This is a genomic window from Flavobacterium commune, from assembly GCF_001857965.1.
Classification (GTDB): domain Bacteria; phylum Bacteroidota; class Bacteroidia; order Flavobacteriales; family Flavobacteriaceae; genus Flavobacterium; species Flavobacterium commune.
The window spans coordinates 1,536,946-1,558,242 of record NZ_CP017774.1; the positions used below are offsets into that span (position 1 = coordinate 1,536,946).

Annotated in this window: 21 protein-coding genes; 9 read left to right on the top strand and 12 right to left on the bottom strand. The window is 33.0% G+C overall.

What is annotated here, in order from left to right:
• Positions 1-106: 106 nt before the first annotated feature.
• Both BIW12_RS06435 and BIW12_RS06440 read right to left on the bottom strand, forming a co-directional pair.
• Positions 107-1,105 (bottom strand): glycosyltransferase family 9 protein, encoded by a 999-nt coding sequence (locus BIW12_RS06435; protein WP_071184344.1) that lies wholly within the window; start codon positions 1,103-1,105, stop codon positions 107-109.
• Between the two features lie 42 nt (positions 1,106-1,147).
• Positions 1,148-1,753 (bottom strand): DUF4254 domain-containing protein, encoded by a 606-nt coding sequence (locus BIW12_RS06440; protein ID WP_071184345.1) that lies wholly within the window; start codon positions 1,751-1,753, stop codon positions 1,148-1,150.
• Positions 1,754-1,849: 96 nt separating this feature from the next.
• On the opposite strand from BIW12_RS06440, the gene upp reads away from it, so the two are divergent.
• Positions 1,850-2,503 (top strand): uracil phosphoribosyltransferase, encoded by a 654-nt coding sequence (gene upp / locus BIW12_RS06445; RefSeq protein WP_071184346.1) that lies wholly within the window; start codon positions 1,850-1,852, stop codon positions 2,501-2,503.
• On the opposite strand, the gene BIW12_RS06450 is transcribed toward upp, so the two are convergent.
• Positions 2,498-3,427 (bottom strand): DUF6427 family protein, encoded by a 930-nt coding sequence (locus tag BIW12_RS06450; protein WP_071184347.1) that lies wholly within the window; start codon positions 3,425-3,427, stop codon positions 2,498-2,500. The two genes, upp and BIW12_RS06450, sit on opposite strands and share 6 nt — an antisense overlap.
• A gap of 143 nt (positions 3,428-3,570) precedes the next feature.
• Between BIW12_RS06450 and BIW12_RS06455 the strand changes: the two genes are divergently transcribed.
• Complete coding sequence (locus BIW12_RS06455; RefSeq protein ID WP_071184348.1) at positions 3,571-3,801, top strand: DUF6341 family protein; 231 nt, start codon at positions 3,571-3,573, stop codon at positions 3,799-3,801.
• Between the two features lie 76 nt (positions 3,802-3,877).
• On the opposite strand, the gene purD is transcribed toward BIW12_RS06455, so the two are convergent.
• Positions 3,878-5,152 (bottom strand): phosphoribosylamine--glycine ligase, encoded by a 1,275-nt coding sequence (gene purD / locus BIW12_RS06460; RefSeq protein WP_071184349.1) that lies wholly within the window; start codon positions 5,150-5,152, stop codon positions 3,878-3,880.
• 150 nt (positions 5,153-5,302) lie between these two features.
• Between purD and BIW12_RS06465 the strand changes: the two genes are divergently transcribed.
• Positions 5,303-6,613 carry a phenylacetate--CoA ligase family protein gene (locus tag BIW12_RS06465; RefSeq protein WP_071184350.1) on the top strand — a complete coding sequence of 437 codons (1,311 nt, stop codon included), beginning with the start codon at positions 5,303-5,305 and terminating at the stop codon, positions 6,611-6,613.
• 43 nt (positions 6,614-6,656) lie between these two features.
• A complete protein-coding gene (locus tag BIW12_RS06470) occupies positions 6,657-7,187 on the top strand; it encodes an ORF6N domain-containing protein (protein WP_071184351.1) in 531 nt (176 codons plus the stop codon).
• On the opposite strand, the gene BIW12_RS06475 is transcribed toward BIW12_RS06470, so the two are convergent.
• The 5 genes from BIW12_RS06475 to BIW12_RS06495 form a co-directional block, all read right to left on the bottom strand.
• Positions 7,188-7,955 (bottom strand): glycosyltransferase family 2 protein, encoded by a 768-nt coding sequence (locus BIW12_RS06475; RefSeq protein WP_071184352.1) that lies wholly within the window; start codon positions 7,953-7,955, stop codon positions 7,188-7,190. It lies immediately after the preceding gene.
• A gap of 2 nt (positions 7,956-7,957) precedes the next feature.
• Positions 7,958-8,941: a UDP-glucuronic acid decarboxylase family protein gene (locus BIW12_RS06480; protein WP_071184353.1), complete on the bottom strand. Its 984-nt coding sequence runs from the start codon at positions 8,939-8,941 to the stop codon at positions 7,958-7,960.
• Positions 8,942-9,002: 61 nt separating this feature from the next.
• Positions 9,003-10,682: a DUF6909 family protein gene (locus BIW12_RS06485; protein WP_071184354.1), complete on the bottom strand. Its 1,680-nt coding sequence runs from the start codon at positions 10,680-10,682 to the stop codon at positions 9,003-9,005.
• Complete coding sequence (locus BIW12_RS06490) at positions 10,679-12,181, bottom strand: GH3 auxin-responsive promoter family protein (protein WP_071184355.1); 1,503 nt, start codon at positions 12,179-12,181, stop codon at positions 10,679-10,681. Before BIW12_RS06490 ends, BIW12_RS06485 begins: the two co-directional genes overlap by 4 nt.
• 65 nt (positions 12,182-12,246) lie before the next feature.
• Positions 12,247-12,747 (bottom strand): peptidase, encoded by a 501-nt coding sequence (locus tag BIW12_RS06495; protein ID WP_071184356.1) that lies wholly within the window; start codon positions 12,745-12,747, stop codon positions 12,247-12,249.
• Between the two features lie 214 nt (positions 12,748-12,961).
• On the opposite strand from BIW12_RS06495, the gene tatA reads away from it, so the two are divergent.
• Positions 12,962-13,150 carry a twin-arginine translocase TatA/TatE family subunit gene (gene tatA / locus BIW12_RS06500; protein WP_071184357.1) on the top strand — a complete coding sequence of 63 codons (189 nt, stop codon included), beginning with the start codon at positions 12,962-12,964 and terminating at the stop codon, positions 13,148-13,150.
• A gap of 76 nt (positions 13,151-13,226) precedes the next feature.
• On the opposite strand, the gene BIW12_RS06505 is transcribed toward tatA, so the two are convergent.
• Positions 13,227-15,350: a Tex family protein gene (locus tag BIW12_RS06505; protein WP_071184358.1), complete on the bottom strand. Its 2,124-nt coding sequence runs from the start codon at positions 15,348-15,350 to the stop codon at positions 13,227-13,229.
• A gap of 53 nt (positions 15,351-15,403) precedes the next feature.
• Between BIW12_RS06505 and BIW12_RS06510 the strand changes: the two genes are divergently transcribed.
• The gene (locus tag BIW12_RS06510; RefSeq protein WP_071184359.1) at positions 15,404-15,688 is read left to right on the top strand and encodes a DUF1294 domain-containing protein; all 285 of its coding nucleotides are present in this window, start codon (positions 15,404-15,406) and stop codon (positions 15,686-15,688) included.
• Between the two features lie 180 nt (positions 15,689-15,868).
• On the opposite strand, the gene rpiB is transcribed toward BIW12_RS06510, so the two are convergent.
• Complete coding sequence (gene rpiB, locus BIW12_RS06515; RefSeq protein WP_071184360.1) at positions 15,869-16,300, bottom strand: ribose 5-phosphate isomerase B; 432 nt, start codon at positions 16,298-16,300, stop codon at positions 15,869-15,871.
• 663 nt (positions 16,301-16,963) lie between these two features.
• Positions 16,964-17,203, bottom strand: a complete 240-nt coding sequence (locus tag BIW12_RS06520; protein ID WP_071184361.1) for a putative signal transducing protein — start codon at positions 17,201-17,203, stop codon at positions 16,964-16,966.
• A gap of 117 nt (positions 17,204-17,320) precedes the next feature.
• On the opposite strand from BIW12_RS06520, the gene rnr reads away from it, so the two are divergent.
• The 3 genes from rnr to BIW12_RS06535 are packed head-to-tail and all read left to right on the top strand — an operon-like array spanning position 17,321 to position 20,910.
• Positions 17,321-19,501, top strand: a complete 2,181-nt coding sequence (gene rnr / locus BIW12_RS06525) for a ribonuclease R (protein ID WP_071184362.1) — start codon at positions 17,321-17,323, stop codon at positions 19,499-19,501.
• 23 nt (positions 19,502-19,524) lie between these two features.
• Positions 19,525-20,193 (top strand): head GIN domain-containing protein, encoded by a 669-nt coding sequence (locus tag BIW12_RS06530; RefSeq protein WP_071186193.1) that lies wholly within the window; start codon positions 19,525-19,527, stop codon positions 20,191-20,193.
• A 39-nt stretch (positions 20,194-20,232) separates the two neighbouring features.
• The gene (locus BIW12_RS06535) at positions 20,233-20,910 is read left to right on the top strand and encodes a LysE family translocator (protein WP_071184363.1); all 678 of its coding nucleotides are present in this window, start codon (positions 20,233-20,235) and stop codon (positions 20,908-20,910) included.
• Positions 20,911-21,297: the final 387 nt, after the last annotated feature.

Sequence of the window (21,297 nt, forward strand, 5' to 3'; positions counted from 1 at the left end):
ATAAATCAAAAGCTATTTGTTAAATTATTGGTAAAGTTATTCTTTCAAAAAAATACAACTGTAAAGTCCTGTAAAATCTGGAAAAAGTACAATATACTTGTTTACACTAATTTAAAACTTTCACAATTGAATCAACTGTAATTGTTCGCATAGCATCTTCATAACCTTCAACTTTTTTGTTCCCGTAAACAGAAGTGGGTAATTTAGGAAACAAATTTCTATCGGAAACCAAGGCGTTTTCCAGTGGTTGATTAAAAGGTGAAAATCCAGCAAAAGGATGTGTAGCACCCCAAAGTGTGACTACTTTTACCCCTAACATGGCCGCAATATGTGCATTTCCAGAATCCATAGAAAGCATTACATCGAGGTTGCTGATGAGTTCTAATTCCTGCTGAAATTTGATTTTTCCCGCCATATTGATGACGTTTTCGTATGAAGACGAAATAGAATCTAAGATTTCAATTTCTTTTTTTCCTCCGCCAAAAAGCAAAATAGTATGATTTTTATTTTCTGCTAATCTCGAAATCACTTCCTGCATTAAATCCAAAGGATATACTTTAGAATCATATTGTGCAAAAGGAGCAATTCCGATTAATTTCTGATTGTTTTCACCTATTATCGAAATAATTTCAGCACTTAAAACCGCTTTTTTAGGAAATTCAGGATTCAATAAATCAATGGCAAAACCTAATTTTTCAAATACCTGAGTATGGTTCTCAAACATTGTTGGGAGTCGTTTAAAAACCTTGTTTTCAAGAGCGGTTAATGCTTTTTTAGCTTCACGCCCTTTGTCAACGGCGGCTACTTTTTTTCCGCTTAAAGCAAAAAGTGTTCGTACCACTTTAGAGCGAAGTACATTATGCAAATCGGCAAAAGCGTCGATTTTTAATTGTTTCAAATCAGTAAACAAACGCAGTAAACCTAAAAAACCTTTATGACGTTCTTTTTCATCAAAAGCCAAAAAAGAGAGATTCGGAATTCTGTCAAAAAAAGGCTTGAAAAAAGGACGGGAAACCACCGTAATTTGAACGGTAGGATGCTGTTTTACAAAGGCTCGTAAAACAGGAACCGTCATGGCGACATCTCCCATTGCGGAGAGTCTCATGACGGCGATATGCTTTATTTTTGGAGTCAACTGACTTTTCAATTATTTCTTCCCATGGTATAAAACAGGATTCAATTCGTCGTCATTGTACATTTTCATTTGCTTGTACACTTTCATGAATTTATCTCCATTTTCAATATCAGTCAACAAATCATCAATGGCTGTTGATAAATCTGTTCTTTGTTCTAAAAGTACGTTTAGTTTTTCCTGACATTTATCTCTGTGTTCTTGCGAAGCCTCTGCACGATTGGCTTCCTCGGCCATGTGGTAAATTTTTAAAGCTAAAATTGATAATCTGTCAAATGCCCAGGCTGGACTTTCTGAGTTAATTTTAGCATTGTCTTTTACAACTACTTTGCTGTATTTTTGGAGAAAATAACTATCAATATATTCTACCATATCAGTACGCTCCTGATTAGAAGCATCAATTCTTCTTTTCAAAGTCAAAGCCGCAACAGGATCAATTTGTGGATCACGAATAATGTCTTCAAAATGCCATTGAACAGTGTCAATCCAGTTTTTTAGGTACAATAAATGCTCAAACTGTTCCTTAGGATAAGGATTGTTTATCGGTTGATCTACATTATCAAATTGGTGATAATCTTTTATACTTTGTTCAAAAACGGAATAGGCTAATTTTGAAAACATCTTTATCTTTTTATTTAGACAAAGATACTTTTTATACTTTTATAAAAAAATTACATTGTAACTTTCTATAGCTCATCTTAAATAACATCTTCTCTTATGCAAATCCATCATTTATCAGAAAAAAACAGTATTCTAAATCATTTTTTAGGAGAAATAAGAGATGTAAATATCCATAAAGATTCTATGCGATTTAGACGAAATATAGAACGCATTGGCGAAATTATGGCTTACGAATTGAGCAAAGAATTGGAATATAAAACCATTGAAATTCAAACTCCGCTTGGGATCAAAAAAACAACTCAAATTGCCGATAACATTGTGCTTTGTTCGATTTTAAGAGCAGGTTTGAGTATGCATTTGGGGTTTTTAAATTATTTTGACCAAGCCGATAACGGATTTATTTCTGCTTATCGATTTCACCCAAATAAAGACGATTTTTTTGAAATCAAAGTCGAATATCAGGCCATTGCTGATATTAATGATAAATGCTTATTACTAGTAGATCCCATGCTGGCAACAGGACAATCCATTGTTGCTGTTTACAATAGATTAATGGAAAGAGGAACTCCTAAAACAATTCATATTGCCGTGACAATCGCCGCTCCTGAAGGTATTGCTTACCTGAAAAAACATTTACCGGATAACTGTCATTTATGGATTGGTGCTTTAGACGAAAAACTAAATGAACATAGTTATATAGTTCCGGGTCTTGGAGACGCTGGCGACTTGGCTTACGGAATCAAATTATAATTGAGAGAAAAAAACAAATAAACTACACAACATCAATACTCCCAAAGCCAATTCCTGGTTTAATTTTGACTGAGGCATTTCGATATGAGCTGTCGCCATCATTGCCAAAGGAGCAATGGTAAACACTAATAAATCGTTGCTTTTATTATCAGAAATCACATAGATAATTGCTGACAGAAAGAACGCAAACAAAATTTTCTTAAACGAAGCGTGCAATAATAATGGTCGGGAAGACAAAGTCATGACCATCGAAATAACAAAAAATAAAGCCACCGTAGCATAAATAGACAAGGCTGCATTCTGGTAATTATTAGTAAAATAATCAATGCTAAAATTAGTTTCTATTCCATTGGTAATATAACTAATGGCATCATTATTAAATGCTAACGAATACATAGCAAAAACAATAGCTATGGCAAAAAAAGCAATGAAAGGCAAAAGCCAGTTTCTGTAATCTCCCGAAACATGAGAAATAATAGAAATAAAAACCAATACTAAAAAAATTATACACCAAAAATGGAATAAGGAAGCCACAAAAATCCATAAAGAAGCATCAAAAATTTTCTCCTTAGAAGATTTTTGAGATTGTAACGAAATCAGTCTGCGAAGAGCTAAAAGGATAAAAAAGTTGGCAAAAACAAGATTGATGTTATCATAAAGTGTCGGAAAGAAAAGCAAGAATAACAAAAAGAATAATAGGCTATAACCACTGTCTTTACTAATATTGTTGCGCTTAGATACAAAATTAGTGATCAATCCCGAAAACAAAACTACAACTCCTATTGCTATTTTTTTTATGACTAAAACAGCAGAATTTGACCAAGCTAAATCCTGAATTTGATATATAAAATCGAAAAACAATATCAAAAATACTATCAAAGAAAAATTTAATAGTGTAGATTTTTTAAAAACACTTGTAATCATAAGGATATTTTATACTTTTGTGACTGTAAATATAATACTTGTTTAAAAAGGAAACGAGTTATACTAAAATTTTATTGGGTTAATGAAATTTTTAATTATTTACCCAATTATAAAACGATTCATAAAATTTAAAATTCTATATCATGAAAGCATTTTTCGAAGGAATACAATCTCTTTTTGTAGATTTTCTTTTCAAACCATTAGATTGGTTACGTTCATTAGAACTAGTTTCTTGGTTTGGTGCTAATACACTAAACTGGATTTTTATGATTATCTGTACTGCAGCTATTGTTTACTGGATTAAACAATTACGTATTTTTGACGATGCAGGAACTGAAAATCAAGATACTACAGCTCACTCTTTCTTAAAATAAGAATAGAACGAAAAGTTTAAAAAAAAAACGTCCTGATAGCTCTATCAGGACGTTTTTTTATTGAATATGGTTTCGATTATACTAAATCGAAACCAATGTCTTTTCTAAAATTCATTTTATCAAAAGTAATTTTATCTACATTTTGATAAGATTGAGCTAAAGCTTCCTGAAAAGAATCTCCATAAGAAGTGATAGCCATTACACGTCCTCCATTAGAAACCACATTACCGTTGTCTAATTTTGTTCCTGCGTGAAAAACTATTGAATTTTCAACTTTATCTAAACCTGAAATTACTTTCCCTTTTTCAAAATCTTCAGGATAACCTCCAGATACCAACATTACTGTAGTAGCACTTCTAGGGTCGATTTTCAATTCGAATTCATCTAGTTTTTGGTTGGCTACAGCCAAAAACAACTCTACTAAATCCGATTGCAACCTTGGAACAACTACTTCAGTTTCAGGATCTCCCATACGTACATTGTATTCGATAACCAATGGTTCATTGTTAACATTGATTAACCCAATGAAAACAAATCCTTTATACTCTATTCCATCTTTTTGGAATCCTTCAATAGTAGGTTTTACAATGCGTGTCTCAATTTTTTCCATCAAAACAGCATCAACATAAGGAACCGGAGAAACCGCTCCCATTCCGCCTGTATTCAATCCTGTATCGCCTTCACCAATACGTTTGTAATCTTTAGCCGTTGGCAAAATTTTATAACTTTTACCATCAGTTAATACAAAACAGCTCAATTCAATTCCATCCAAAAATTCTTCGATAACTACTTTTGAACTCGCAGCTCCAAATTTTTGACCTACTAACATATTTCTTAATTCGGTCTTAGCCTCAGCCAAATCCTGAATAATCAACACTCCCTTGCCTGCTGCTAATCCATCGGCTTTTAACACATAAGGAGGTGCTAATGTTTCTAAAAAAGCACAACCTTGCTCTACTGTTTCAGCAGTAAAACTATCATAAGCGGCCGTTGGGATTTTATGCTTTACCAAAAATTCTTTAGCAAACTCTTTACTTCCTTCCAGTGTAGCACCTAATTTTGATGGCCCAATTACCGGAATATGACTTAATTCTGCATCATTCAGGAAAAAATCATAAATACCTTTTACTAATGGATCTTCAGGACCTACAACAACCATTTCGATATTTTCTTTGATAACCAAAGCTTTAATCGCTTCAAAATCGGTTACGGCTATATTTACATTCGTAGCAATTTCAGCCGTTCCAGCATTTCCAGGTGCCATAAAAAGAGTATCGCATAATGGACTTTGAACCATTTTCCATGCAAATGCATGCTCTCTTCCGCCTGAACCCAATAATAATATATTCATGTCTTTAATTTTTAATTGCAAAAACTCATTTTTAGAGTGCTGCAAAAATAATTGCTTTTAAACGTAAAAAATAATTATTTTCTAAAAAGTTGTCGATTCTTCCCCATTAGTTATTGATAGAATATTATTTTTGAGGAAATAAACACTCGCATGTTTTCTATTTTCGACCTTTCGCTCCAATTAAATGCTTTCCCGATCAGGAAAGCAAAATCCGATTTGGACAAAATAGTTGCGCTTTCTCCATCCGAAAAAAAGCAATTTATTGAAAATCAGAAACAAGCTATTGTGGAATTTCATTTGGAAAACAATGCTTTTTATCAAAAATTAGTTGGTTCCAAAGACTATAAAAACTGGGAAGACTTACCCATTTTAAACAAAACCAATCTCCAATGTCCGCTAGAATCCCGGCTTTCGAAAGGTTTTACAACTAAAAACAGCTACATCAACAAAACTTCCGGTTCCAGTGGTGAACCTTTTATTTTTGCCAAAGACAAATATGCTCATGCGTTGACTTGGGCTTCTAACATGTATCGTTTTGGCTGGTTTGGAATTGATTTTAATCGTTCGTTGCAAGCAAGATTTTATGGTATTCCACTGGATTTTATTGGATACAAAAAAGAACGTTTTAAGGACTTTTTGAGCAAACGTTTCCGATTTCCAATTTTTGATTTATCGGATGCGGTTTTAGAAAAAATGCTGAAAAAATTTCAAAATACAAAATTCGAATACCTCAACGGTTACACGAGTTCGATTGTGTTGTTTGCTAAATTTTTGCGAAAGCGAAACCTCATCTTGACAGCTATTTGTCCTACTTTAAAAGTGTGCATGGTAACCTCCGAAATACTTTTTAAAGACGATAGAAAATTGTTAGAAACGCAATTCGGAATTCCAATTGTCAATGAATATGGAGCCTCAGAACTGGATTTAATTGCTTTTGAAAATCCTAAAGGCGAATGGCAAATCAATTCTGAAACACTTTTTGTTGAAATTCTGGACGAAAACAATCAGGTTTTACCTTATGGCCAAGAAGGTCGCATTGTGATAACTTCACTGTTCAACAAAGCACATCCTTTTATTCGTTACGACATTGGTGATATTGGAATTCTGGACGAACGAAGTACTTTAGAAAAACCCATTTTAAAACAACTTATTGGTCGAACCAATGATATTGCGATTTTACCTAGTGGAAAAAAATCGCCTGGATTGACGTTTTATTATGTAACCAAATCAATTATTGAAAATGATGGAAACGTCAAAGAATTTGTTATCAAACAAACCAAAATAGATAGTTTTGAGATTGAATACGTAAGCGAAACCGAATTAGATTTAACACAAATTCAAAAAATAGAAGAAGCAATTGAATTATATCTAGAGCCCAACTTGCATTTTACATTTATTAGAAAAAACACTTTAGAAAGAACCGCCAGAGGAAAATTGAAACAGTTTACATCATTTTTATAATGTAAATAAAATCGTATATTAGTATTATATAAACTATAAAGCGATGAACTCAGAACTTATTCTTTCGGAAGAAACAATTTCTAATAACATTTACTACATTAGAAATCAAAAAGTAATGCTGGATAGCGATTTGGCAATACTTTATGGCATTGAAACAAGAGTTTTAAAACAAGCCGTAAGAAGAAATATCACAAGGTTTCCAGAAGATTTTATGTTTGAACTTTCAAAAACAGAATATGATTCTTTAAGATCACAAATTGTGACCTTAAAGAAAGGAAGAGGTACACATCAAAAATATTTGCCTTTTGCTTTCACAGAACACGGCATTTTAATGTTATCTAGCGTTTTGAATAGCGAAAAAGCCATTCAAACGAATATTCAAATCATGAGGATATTTACCAAAGTAAGACAAATGCTTCTGGACACTACCGAAATGAAATTGGATATTGTTCAAATTCAGAAAAAACTGGAAAATCAAGGCAAAAATATTGAATTGGTTTTCTCTTATTTAGATGAGTTAACTGAGAAAAAAGAGGAGCAGAAACCAAGAACAAAAATTGGATACAAAAAATAGTTAACCCTCCTTAGAATAAAAAGGTTTTATGGCTAATTGGGTAAATAAAAACCCAATCATACACAAGCTGGAAACTACCAAATTAAAGCCGTGAAATTGCCTGTAAACCGCAAAATTATATTGGATTAAGGCAGTTTTAGAAGTGGATAAGGAATTATCTCTCACGCGATACAAAGCCAAACTCTCGGGAACCGGTTTTGCAGTTTTAATCTTTTTCAAAATGGTCAGCCAATGCATCCAATCCTGACGTTTTCGAATGGAAGAAATACCGATTTTTGCAAAATATTCTACATCATAAATCCCGGTCAGATTCCCCACATAATTACAGAAAAACAATTGGAGATACGACAAATTTCGCGGTGCTTCTACCCTTTTATTTAATGAATTTCCTTGCTCGTCAATGCAATCGTAGAACGAAAAAGTAAATGGTACATTTTGCTTTTGCATGAAACTGATTTGCTTTTCTAATTTTTCAGGTTTCCACAAATCATCGGCATCCAGAAACGAAATGTATTTTCCGGCAGCCTTAGAAACCCCAAAATTTCGTGCTACTCCGGTTCCGGAATTCGTTTCTAACGGATAAAATTGAATCCTTTTATCCGTTAAAAAAGTAGTAATTATAGTTTGGGTTTCATCAGTCGAACCGTCGTCAACCAATAACATTTCCCAGTTTTGGTACGTTTGATTTTGGACAGAAATAATAGTATCTGAAATGTATTTTTCAGAATTGAATGTTGGTATAATTACAGATACTAAAGGCTTTTCCATTTTTACTTAATATAATCCGCAAAATCCTTATGCTCTTCTTTAGAAAGTTCTTCAGGAGACAAAGATTTGAAATATTCATAAGTAATTTTCATTCCTTCAGCGCGACCTACTTTAGCTTCCCAACCCAATAATTCTTTGGCTTTGGTAGTATCCGGTTGACGTTGCAAAGGATCATTTATTGGCAATGGATGATAAACTACTTTTTGATTGGTTCCTGTTAATTTAATGATTTCTTCGGCAAAATCTTTAATGGTGATTTCGTCCGGATTACCAATGTTTACCGGATATACATAATCCGAATGTAACAAACGGAAAATTCCTTCCACCTGATCGTCTACATAGCAAAACGAACGAGTTTGCAATCCATCTCCAAAAATGGTTAAATCCTCTCCACGAATTGCCTGACCAATAAACGCCGGAATTACACGACCGTCATTAAGACGCATTCTTGGACCATAAGTATTAAAAATTCGGACAATTCTGGTTTCTACACCGTGAAAAGTATGGTATGCCATCGTTATGGATTCCTGAAAACGTTTCGCTTCATCATAAACTCCTCTTGGTCCTATGGTATTTACATTTCCATAATATTCTTCGGTTTGTGGATGAACCAATGGATCTCCATAAACTTCAGAAGTAGAAGCAATCAAAATTCGGGCTTTTTTTACTCTTGCTAATCCTAAAAGATTGTGCGTCCCAAGAGAACCTACTTTCAAAGTCTGAATCGGGATTTTTAAATAATCGATTGGGCTTGCCGGTGAGGCAAAATGCAAAATATAATCCAATTCACCCGGAACATGAACAAACTTGGTAACATCATGATGATAGAATTCAAAATTTTCCAGTTTGAATAAATGCTCAATATTTTTCAAATCTCCTGTAATGAGATTGTCCATTCCTATAACAAAATAACCCTCTTTGATGAAACGATCGCATAAATGAGAACCTAAAAATCCCGCAGCACCTGTAATCAATATTCTTTTCATAACTATTTCATTGCGAGGAGTTGCGAGGCACGTGGCAAAGCAATCTATTCCTCTATTTAATCTAATTGATATTAAAAATTTGTTCTAATATTTTAATGGTAATCAAATAAGTAGGTTTTACCCCCGTTGTTCCTAATCCGCCTGAAGCCAGTGTACTTCCTGTTTCCAGTGGATTATCCGAAGCGTAATAAGCATAACGCACTTTGACATCCTTTGGAATACTTTTTCTGATTTTAGAAGCCGATTGTATAGCTTTTTGATAATGAGAACCTTCCATTTCCAATCCGATAACACCCCAGGTCGATTCGTGGAAAAACTTCAACAAATCCCTGTTTTGCAACGAAGTTCCTAAAACAGTTACCATCGCACCCTCATAAACCGAAATTCCATTGCCTTGAAACATTTCGGCGGTTAATTCATTTTCGAAAAAATAATTATCAGCAGTTCCTTCATTGATATGCGCATTCGGAATCATGATATCGCCTTTTCCTCCTTCGAGAATTCCTGCTTTTCCCATGATTGAAACCGACTGAATATTTAAAAAAATATTCTTTTTATAAGGTTTTAATAACTCGTCTACCGTTTCATAAGCCTGTTCGCCAAAAGCATAATCCATCACAATAAGCACCGGTTTTTCTCCTTCAAAATAAGCCTCCGGAAAAGCACTTGTAGCCCAGTCAATCTTAGCGGTATCAAAAATTTGAACGTCAATATTGGTTCCTACCGTCTCCGGAAGTGAAATCATTCCTTGCTTTAAAGCTTCTTCAACAACCTTAGTTCTGAATCCATTAGCAGTAGGTTTGCTTAATTCTTCGAAAATATCGAAATCCGATTTGCCTTTGAAAGTAGTTTTTAAAACCTTTTTTGCAAAAATAGAGTTCATTACCGAGTGCATATTGGCACTAATAATGTGAATAGGACGTCCTAAAAGCTGATTTTCCTTTAAAACTTCCTTAATGTTCGTTGCCCATATTTCGCCGTGAATATGATGCCCTAAACGTTCTCTGAGAATCGGGCTGAAAGTAATGGTTCTTTTGTTGTTGTGAACCACTTCTTCGATAGCTAATTTTCCCAGCCAAAAAATGATATGTAAAAAACGATCCGGCAGCTCATTTGAACCAAAATCATCATAAATATCCAATACATCTTCAAAGGTTCTGCCTAAAATATTAGCCGCATGCGAAATGGCAATTTCCTTTTCGACCAAGGTTAATTTTTCATTTTGTAAAACCGCCTGTTCTAATTTCTGCCAATCGCGCGAAACTTCGCCTCCATCATCCAGTAAAACCCTGTCTTTTATCTTATGCGATTCGATAAAAATAAAAGTCAGATGCGTCAGAATATCATAAATATCCGAGCGTCCACGGGTAATTTCGATATTCATTTGCTCTTCGTCAATTCGGTAACAATTTCGTTTTCTTTTGGGCGGAACAATCGCCTGAAAATGTGATTTCGAATAACCCTCATCAGAAGTCAGGTTAATAAAACGACATTCTTCAATTCCTAACGGCAAGCGCTCGATAACGTACAAAAGTCCTTTTAATTCTACTTTTTCGTCAGCAATATTTCCGTAAATTTCGGGACGCAAAGTCATCAATGCTTCCCGCAAAGTATCGCCCGAAACACCCATCGGTTTGTAAAAACCCCTATTGAACAAATGACGCATCGTAATGTACATTTTTTCAATAGCCGCCGATGATTCCTGGGCTCTGGTTCTGGATATGTTTTTAGCTTCTTTCATGAGTTTTTAGATAAAAAATCTGCAATTTTTCTATCGTTGGAAAGTCTTGGAATCTTATTTTGACCTCCCAATTTTCCAATGGATTTCATGTATTCCTGAAAACCGTTTTTTGGTACTTTGGTAACCACTACTTTTTGCAAAATGTTCCCCACAATCAAATCGTCGTAGTAAATATTTTGCTTGCGCATGGCGTTGTCTATCGCTTCCGCAAAATCCTCCAAATTATCGGGTTCTCCCGAAGCTTCAGGATCAAATTCAATAAACCATTCGTGATACGGCAAACCGCTGGCAGGATTGATTTGTGGTGCCACGGTAAACTCATTCACCCGAATGTTAGTTCCTTCCATAGCTTCCTGCAAAGCACATTCTACTTCTTTGCCAATAACATGTTCACCAAAAGCTGAAATATAATGTTTAATTCTACCCGAAACGATTACTCTGTAAGGTTTTAAACTTGTAAACTGAACCGTATCTCCAATATTATAGCCCCAAAGTCCCGCATTGGTAGAAATAATCAACACATAATTCACTCCTAATTCGACTTCACCAATTGTATAACGACGTGGATTTTCATTGTAAAATTCATCCGATTTTATGAATTCGTAGAAAATTCCGGAATTCAACAACAACAGCATTCCCTTTTCTTTTTGAGAATCCTGATAGGCAAAAAATCCTTCCGAAGCCGGAAACAATTCAATACTGTCTACTTTTCTTCCTATTAGATTTTCAAACTTGGCTCTGTAAGGTTCATAATTGACACCGCCGTAAATAAACAAATTGAAATTCTTGAAGATTTTGCCTACGGGCTTCCCTCCTTTTTGCTGTAATTTCTCGAAATACATTTGCACCCAGGATGGAATTCCCGAAATTACAGTCATATTTTCATCAAAAGTCTCTTCGACGATTGCATCAATTTTAGCTTCCCAATCTTCCATGCAATTGGTTTCCCAAGAAGGCATGCGATTTTTTTGTAAATATCTCGGAACAAAATGCGCCACGATTCCTGAAAGTCGTCCAAATTTAATTCCATATTTTTCTTCTAAAATGGGACTTCCCTGCAGAAAAATCATTTTACCATGAACAAAATCGGCATTTCCCGTTTCGTGAATGTAATGCAAAATTGCATTTCGAGCCGCTTCAATATGATACGGCATGGATTCCTTGGTAAGAGGAATGTATTTAGCCCCCGAAGTCGTTCCCGAAGTTTTGGCAAAATACAATGGCTTGCCTTTCCACAACACATTTTCCTCGCCTTTTACGACTTTTTCAACATAAGGTTTTAAATCTTCGTAATCACGAATAGGAACTTGTTTGGCAAAATCGGCGGTGGTTTTAATTTGGTCAAAATGATGGTCTTTTCCAAATTGCGTCTGTTGTGCATCATTAATTAAACTTTCAAAAACCGCTTGTTGAGTCGCCACAGGGTTGCGTGCCCAAAGCTGTGTTTTTTTATAAATATTTTTAGCAAATAGTTTTGCCGCTATTGATTTTATTGACATTTTGTTTGCTGATTATAATTTGTTGAAGAAAATAAATGGTTTCAATTAAGAAATTAAATCTTTAATTATTTCTTCTTTTTTACAACAGTTTGCTGTGCTTTTTTCTCTTCTTTTTCCACCTCAGCTCTCAGTTCTAATTCTTCTTTGGAAGGCGATAAATCTACTTTTTGAATCGTATCTGTCGCTGATGCTAATATCGAATCTTTATTGAACTTAGCATAATCTAACTTACCCGTTAATACTTTTTGTATTGATGAAATATAAGCCTGATTTTTCTTTAAAATATTAGTTAAGGAATCCGATTTTAGAGCCAGTTCGGCTGCGTCTTTCTTCAATTGGGTGGAAGAATATCCAGGAATATATTCTCGCAGCGGTGTAAAAGCGATGATAAAAGTGGTTACTGCAATCAGGAAAATAGCACCCAGTGTAGCCACCACAAAAACATTCATTAAAGTCAGTTTTAAAGAAAAAGTTTCTTCAAAAGTATCCTCATTCAATATAACCAATCGGTTTTTAGTGAATAATTTCCTGTGAAGTTTCTTTCTTTTCAATCTTTTCCCTGACATGCTTTTTCTTTATTTCACAAATATAATAATTAATGTCAATCAATGTGCTTTGCCAGCATTAGCTTATCATTATAAATAATAGAAAAAAAATTAGATAATTTTTAACGTTATATAAACTAAATAATTGCCTTAAAATGAGTTCCTGTTCAGTTATTCTAATTATCTTTGCTGCCAGTTTTTATTACAAATTTGCTTCGGCATAAATTATTCAATCATGGGAAGATTTGGAGTTACAGAAATCCTGGTTATATTGGCAGTTGTTTTATTACTTTTTGGAGGTAAAAAAATTCCTGAATTAATGAAAGGTCTAGGAAGCGGAATTAAAGAATTCAAAAACGCTGCAAAAGAAGACCAAAAACCAGCTGATAAAAAAGAAGAAAAAAGCGAAGAAGAGACTAAATAAAAAATTTTGTTTTTTATTAAAAATCCCAAAATCTGATTATAGTAATTAGATTTTGGGATTTTTTATTTTTGAGATTTTACAAAACCATCGATAGCTGAATACGCTTTCTGTCCTCATCCACCTCGGTCACTTTTACCTGAACCTGTTGATGCAATTTGACCACTTCATTAACATCGCTTACAAAGCCTGCTTTAAGCTGAGAAATGTGAACTAAGCCGCTTTCTTTGATACCCAAATCAACAAAACAACCAAAATTGGTAATGTTATTGACAATTCCGTTCAAAATCATGCCTGTTTTCAAATCTTTTATCGTTTTTACATTCGGGTCAAATTCGAATACTTTAGCAGCTTTTCTTGGATCCAATCCTGGTTTTTCCAACTCCTTAATGATGTCTTTTAAAGTCAATAAACCAATCTCAGACGTAATATAATTTTCAGCTTTAATAAGTGCTGTTTTTTCTTTATTTCCAATCAAATCAGTTACTTTTAACTTTAAATCTTTAGCCATTTTTTCCACAATCGGGTAGGCTTCCGGATGTACCGCCGAATTATCCAATGGATTTTTTCCGTCTTTTATTCGAATAAAAGCCACACCTTGCTGATACGCTTTTTCGCCCAATCGGGGTACTTTTTTCAATTGTTTTCTATCTTCAAATGGTCCGTTTTCAGAACGGTAATTGACAATATTTTCGGCCAGCTTCTCTCCTATTCCACTCACATAACTCAACAAATGTTTACTCGCTGTATTGATATTTACTCCAACAGAATTCACGCAACGAACAACTGTAGTATCTAATTCTTCTTTCAATTTTGTTTGATCCACATCATGTTGATACTGACCTACGCCAATCGCTTTTGGGTCAATTTTTACCAATTCGGCCAAAGGATCACTCAATCTTCTCCCAATAGAAACCGAACCACGAACTGTCACATCATAATTTGGAAACTCCTCACGGGCAATTTTAGAAGCCGAATACACCGAAGCTCCAGCCTCGGAAACCACAAAAACCTGAACTGGTTTATCGAAAGCAATTTTCTTAATAAAGAACTCTGTTTCGCGGGAAGCCGTTCCGTTTCCAATTGAAATTGCTTCTATATTATAAGCATTCACCATCGAACGAATTTTTTTCATCGCCATCGCGCTTTCATTTTGTGGTGCGTGTGGATAAATGGTTTCGTTGTACAACAAATCGCCTTTTTCATCCAGACAAACCACTTTACAACCACTTCTAAATCCGGGGTCAATGGCTAAAATACGTTTTTCACCCAATGGCGGTGCCAACAATAATTGTCCTAAATTATTAGCAAAAACCTGAATAGAATTGGCATCAGCCTTGGCTTTGGCTTCCTGTAAAGTTTCATTTGAAATAGCAGGATTCAACAATCTTTTATAACTGTCTTCAATGGCTAATTGAACATGTGGTGTAGTAGTATTTTGCCCTTTTAAAACCAATTCGTCAATGATATCATAAGCTTCATCAATATCCACTTCGACTTTAAACTTGATAAAACCTTCATTTTCGGCACGAAGCATTGCTAATAAACGGTGTGAAGGCGCTTTTGTCAAGGGTTCTGACCAATCGAAATATTGATTGAATTTTTGAGCGTCTGCTTCGTCTTTTTTTGTTTTTACCACTTTTGTAGTAATGGTAGCTTTGCGTTGAAAAAGTCTTCGCAACTGTTTTCTAACAAAAATATTTTCGTTAATCCATTCAGCAATAATGTCTCGTGCGCCTTGTAAAGCTGCATCTTCATTAATCACATTGTCATTCAAATATTTCGTTGCCAGAAAATCAACATCATCATTGTTTTGCGCCATGATGATTTTCGCCAAAGGCTCCAAACCATTTTCACGGGCAACATCAGCCTTAGTTTTTTTCTTCTTTTTGAACGGCAGATAAAAATCTTCCAGTTCCTGTAAATCAAAACTTTGTTGTATTTTTTTATCTAATTCCGGCGTCAATCCGTTTTGCTCTTCGATTGATTTCAAAATCGCTTCTTTGCGTTTTACAATCGCTTCGTATTCTTTTTGAAGTTTAGCAATTTGTTCAATTTGTACTTCATCCAGATTTCCTGTAGTGTCTTTTCTATAACGGGAAATAAAAGGAACTGTACAATCTTCCTGTAATAACTGAATGGTATTTTTAATATTTATAGCTGCTGTAGCAACTGATTTTGATATGAATTCTATATTAGTCATTGGTATATTTTTCTATTGGCTAAAATAATATCTTTGATTTTAATTTAATCCAAATGGATATTTTATTCTATTTCTTTTTGACAATAAATGTTATCGCTTTCTTAATCACTGGCTATGACAAGCAATTAGCCATTCAACAAAAAAGAAGAATTTCTGAACGAATGCTTCTTAATTTTGCATTTATTGGCGGAACAATTGGTTCAGGATTAGCCATGCTCCTATTCAGACACAAAACCAATAAAATTCGTTATTTATGGAAGTTTTGGGTTATTATTTTTATCCAAATTATATTGATTTATCTGGGCTATCATTTTAAAATTTTAACTAATAAAATCTAAATAATTACTTTTATTAATCACTTCAAAATTTGCGTCTCTTAAAAAGATAAATACACTAAAAAACGTTAATTCCGTCAGTACGTTGACTGAATTAATGTAAATTCAGTCAATAGAAAATAAAAAAGCCCGGTGAATTACCGAGCTTAACTATTTATTTTGGTGCGTAGCACCGCGAAAATTTTATTTACAAGAAATTTTATCTACTCTGTTTTGGTGTCTTCCACCTTCAAATTCTGTAGTTAAAAAAGTATCAACAATTTCAATAGCTTGTTCAATTGAAGTATAACGCGCCGGAATACTCACAATATTAGCATCATTATGCAAACGTGTTAAATAAGCAATTTCTTTAGTCCAACACAAACCTGCTCTTACACCTGCATGTTTATTAACAGTCATGGCAATTCCATTACCGCTTCCGCAAATTACAATTCCGTAATCGGCTTTTCCTTCTTCAACATCTGAAGCAACAGGATGTCCAAAATCAGGATAATCAACAGAAGCTGCTGTATCTGTTCCGTAATTGGTTACTTGATGTCCTTTTGATTCTAAATATTGAACAATTGCTTTTTTATATTCTGGTCCAGCGTGATCATTTCCAATTGAAATCTTCATTTTATATCTATTTAATTTTCTGCAAATTTACCAAAACAATTTGTATTTCTTTTTTAAAAAAATGTAAAAAGCTATATCTCCTTTTATTTTATAATTATCAGATAACTAATAGGATAGGAGTTTATTAACACTTATAATAATTTATAAAACATTGAAAATCAATTAGTATTCTATAATTAATTTGTTAATTTTTTACATTGTTAATAGCAATTCATAATTGATTGATTTTCAGTTAACCTTAATTTAACATCTTTTGTTAATAAGTTGAGATAGAAAATTAGAAGTTTTTTTTGGTTGTATCGAAAAAAAATCTAATCCAAAATTGGAATTTAATAACCTAAAAAAGTTTGAATGATTTTTAGAAAAGTTATAAACAGAAAAAACTAGTTTATTAATACAATTTCAAAAATTACTTATTTACATTTTAAAATGATTTTAGGTTATCAACGGTTGTTAACTAAATTTTAAAAAGACTTTGAAACTAAATATTTAGCTAAATATAACTATGTTAATAAGTCTTTATAACATGGTAAAACTTCATTTAGAAACAATTTCTAAAAAAATTATTGCGACTATTAACACGCTATAATAACAAACAATAATTTAATTAATTTAAAATTTTCTTTTTTATAATATTAATATATGTTGACAACTTTGAAAAGATTAAACAATTTTTAAATTGTTATTGTATTTCATTTCCTGAAGAATTGCTTTTACAGTTTCAAAATCGTTAGGATGAATTTTAAGTTTGATTCCGCCCAATGCTGTTGAATACATTGGAGCGATGGATGACATGATTTCGTTTTCAAAGTAATATTGCAGACCTTCCTGATCTAATCGGTGTTTCAGGATTTCGATTTCGTGAATGTAATTAAAAGTGGCAATGGTGATAAAAGTTTCCATATCTAATTTTTTACAAAGTTGAAACGATTGCTAATGCGTTATATTTTCTTTAAAACTGTTCTTATATTCTTTTAACTGTTAACTATTTCGTAATTTTCGACTTTTAAGAAAAGACGTATGGGAAAAAGATTAAGAAAGCCTGCTAAGAAAGAGAAAAGTTTCTCAGATAAAATTATAAAAATATTATCGAATAGTGCTAATAAAGCCTTTAATTATAAGCAGATAGCAGCAAAATTAGAAGTAGATGATACTCAAAGCAGAAATCAAATTATAAAGGATTTGAAAATTCTTGCAGCCGAAAAGAAAATTATAGAATCCGAACCTGGAAAATATTTAATCAAAGCGGTAAGTCAGGATTATTATGAGGGAACCATAGATATGACTAGTCGTAAAACGGCTTATTTTATTTGTGAAGATTTTGAAGAAGATGTTTTTATACCAACGAATAATTTGAATCGTGCTTTAGATAAAGATAAGGTAAGCGTTTATGTTTATAATCGTAGAAAGGGAAGACGCGCTGAAGGTGAGGTTATTAAAGTTTTAGAAAGACATAAAACGGATTTTGTAGGAGTAATTGATATTCAAAAGAACTTTGCTTTTGTATCGACTGCTAATCCAAAAATGTATACTGATATTTTTATTCCAAAAGATAATTTAGGAGAGGCTCAAAATGGGGATGTGGTATTGGTTCATATCGAAGATTGGCCTAAAAGAGCCGATAGTCCTTTTGGAAAAGTAACAAAAGTTTTAGGAAGACCAGGAGAACATGATACTGAAATTCATGCTATTTTGGCCGAATATGGTTTACCTGCCGAATTTCCAATTGAGGTAGAAACTTATGCTCAAAAAATAGATACTTCAATATCTGAAGTTGAAATTGCCAAGCGTCGCGATATGCGTGATACTTTGACTTTTACCATTGATCCAAAAGATGCAAAGGATTTTGATGATGCACTTTCTTTCAAAAAACTGGAAAATGGAAATTACGAAATAGGTATACATATTGCCGATGTTTCGCATTATTTGGAAGAAGGAACCATCTTAGATGATGAAGCTTATCAAAGAGCGACTTCGGTTTATTTGGTAGATAGGGTAGTACCAATGTTACCAGAAGTTTTATCAAATTTTGCCTGTTCATTACGTCCACAAGAAGAAAAATATACGTTTTCGGCAGTATTTGAAATTACCGAAAAATGTCAGGTGGTGAATCAATGGTTTGGACGAACAGTAATCTATTCGGATCAACGATTTGCTTACGAAGAAGCACAATACATCATAGAAACGAAAGACGATGTTATTCCGGCTGAAATTTCGTTAACGGGTACTTCTTATAAAGTTGCTCCAGAAATTGTCTCAGCAACGCTTAAATTAGACGAATTAGCTAAAATTTTCCGTAAAAAGAGAATGAATGATGGTGCTATTTCATTTGATAAGGTTGAAGTAAAATTTAATTTGGATGCCGATGGTGAACCGGAAGGTGTTTATTTTAAAATAGCTAAAGATGCCAATCATCTGATTGAAGAATTCATGCTTTTAGCCAATAAAAAAGTGGCGGAATACATTGGAAAACAAAAGAAAACCTTTGTTTATAGAATTCACGATGAACCAAATGAAGATAAATTAATAGCGATGCAAACCGTAATTGCTAAGTTTGGTTATAAACTTGATTTCCGTAATCCAGGTGATATTTCAAAATCGTTGAATAAATTAATGGAAGATGTAAGTGGTAAAAAAGAACAGAATCTTATTGATACACTGGCAATTCGTTCAATGAGTAAAGCCAAATATTCTACGGATAATATTGGACATTACGGATTAGCTTTTGATTATTATTCTCATTTTACTTCGCCTATTCGTCGTTATCCTGACGTTATGGTGCATCGTTTATTACAATTTTATTTAGACGGAGGAAAATCGGCTGATGAAGAATTATTTGAAACTAAATGTTTGCATTGTTCCACCATGGAAGGTTTAGCAACTAACGCTGAAAGAGATTCTATTAAATACATGCAGGTAAAATACATGCAAGATCATCAGGATCAGGAATTTTTGGGAGTTATTTCGGGTGTAACCGAGTGGGGAATTTATGTTGAAATTGTAGAAAATAAATGCGAAGGTATGGTCCGAATTAGAGACATAAAAGAAGATTATTACACATTCGATGAGAAACAATATGCTTTGGTTGGAGCAACTTCAAATAAATTATTACAATTAGGAGACGAAATTTACGTTAAAGTTAAAAATGCCGATTTAGTTAAAAAACAATTGGATTTTAATTTTTTAAGAAGATCAGAATAAAAAGTAAATTAATGAAAATGAAAATGAAAAAAGTATTTTTAGTAGCAATTGCAATTGTATCACAGGCAACATTTGCGCAAGTAACAAAAAAATTAGGTGAGTTTAACAGTTTAAAAGTATTTGACAAACTCACAGTAAAATTAATAGCTTCAAATGAAAATAAGGCAGTTATTAGTGGTGACAAAGAAAAAGAAGTAGAAGTTGTGAATAACAACGGGGAATTAAAACTAAGAATGCCATTGAAACAAATGCTATCAGGTGATGCTGTTACAATTAAATTATATTATAAAAACATAGATGAAATTTCAGCAACTGAGGGTTCATCTGTTTCCAGTGATGCGGTTTTTAAACAAACTATTTTTGATTTAAGCGTTAAAGAAGGGGCTAAAATTAATTTAAAAGTTGATGCTCAAAAAGTAAATGTAAAAGCAGTTACCGGAGGAATTATCGAATTGAGTGGTGAAGCAGTGAATCAAGATGTAATTATCATGTCAGGTGGTGTGTTAAAATCTAAAAATTTACATACTTCGCAAACTACTGTAAGTCTCTCAGCTGGAGGAAATGCCGAGATAAATGCAAGCACTTTAGTAGATGCTAAAGTAAAAGCAGGAGGGACTGTTTCTATCTACGGAAAACCAAAACAAATTAATCAGGAAACAATTTTAGGAGGAAAAATTGAAGAAAAAGAATAAAAAAAATGTATTTTTATTCTTTAATAAATTCTAAAATTAATGATTAATGATATTTTATCAGGGATTCCTTGGGGAATTTTCCTGAGTTTTATGATTGGTCCTGTTTTTTTTATTTTATTGGAAACCAGTATTATAAAAGGATTCAGGGCCGCTCTTTTTTTTGATTTAGGAGTAGTTTCGGGTGATATTATTTTTATTGCCATTGCTTATTTGGGTAGTTTTAGATTGATTCAAAGTTTAAAAGATAAGCCCGCACTTTTCATTTTTGGAGGTATTGTAATGCTCGCTTATGGAGTGATTTCCTATATAGGTTTACACAAAGAAAAGCGAATTAATACCAAGCAAATTGATAAGGAAATCATAAAAAAAGACTATTTAGGTTTGTTTATAAAAGGTCTTTTTTTGAATGTTATTAACATTGGGGTTTTAGGATTTTGGTTGGCTGTAATTATTTCTGTAGGTCCTAAATTAGATATGCAAACCTCAAGAATGATCACTTTTTTTAGTACCGTAATTATCACTTATTTGTTAGTTGATTGTATTAAAATTTTACTAGCTAAACAATTACAATCTAAAATGACACCTTCAAATATTTTGAGAATTAAAAAAGGAATCAGTATTGTTTTGATGGTTTTTGGGATTGTTTTAATGGTTCAAGGTTGGTTTCCAAAAGAAAAAGAAATGGTTAAACAAGCCTTTGAAAATATCGAGAAGTAATATTTAAACCGCTTAATTCAAGCGGTTTTTTTGTGTTTAGTCATTGCGAGCGTTAGCGTGGCAATCACACTAAACTATTTCTGAACAGAATTCTATGTTAAAATAAAAACTTTATAGAGTTACTAAATGAGATTGCTTCGTTCCTCGCAATGACTAAATAAAAGGCATAAAAAAAAGAGATACAAAAATGTATCTCTTCTTGAGGCATCTCCCGATAGCAATCGGGACGGATTCGAACCTATGTTTTAATTAATTTTTTCTAAAAATTAGATATAAAAAAACTTTAAATTTCTTTATAGATTCTAAAGTAATCGTCTGGATTTGAACCTAAACTTTAGCTAATTTTTCTTAAAAATTAAACATAAAAAAAACCTCTAAATTACTTTA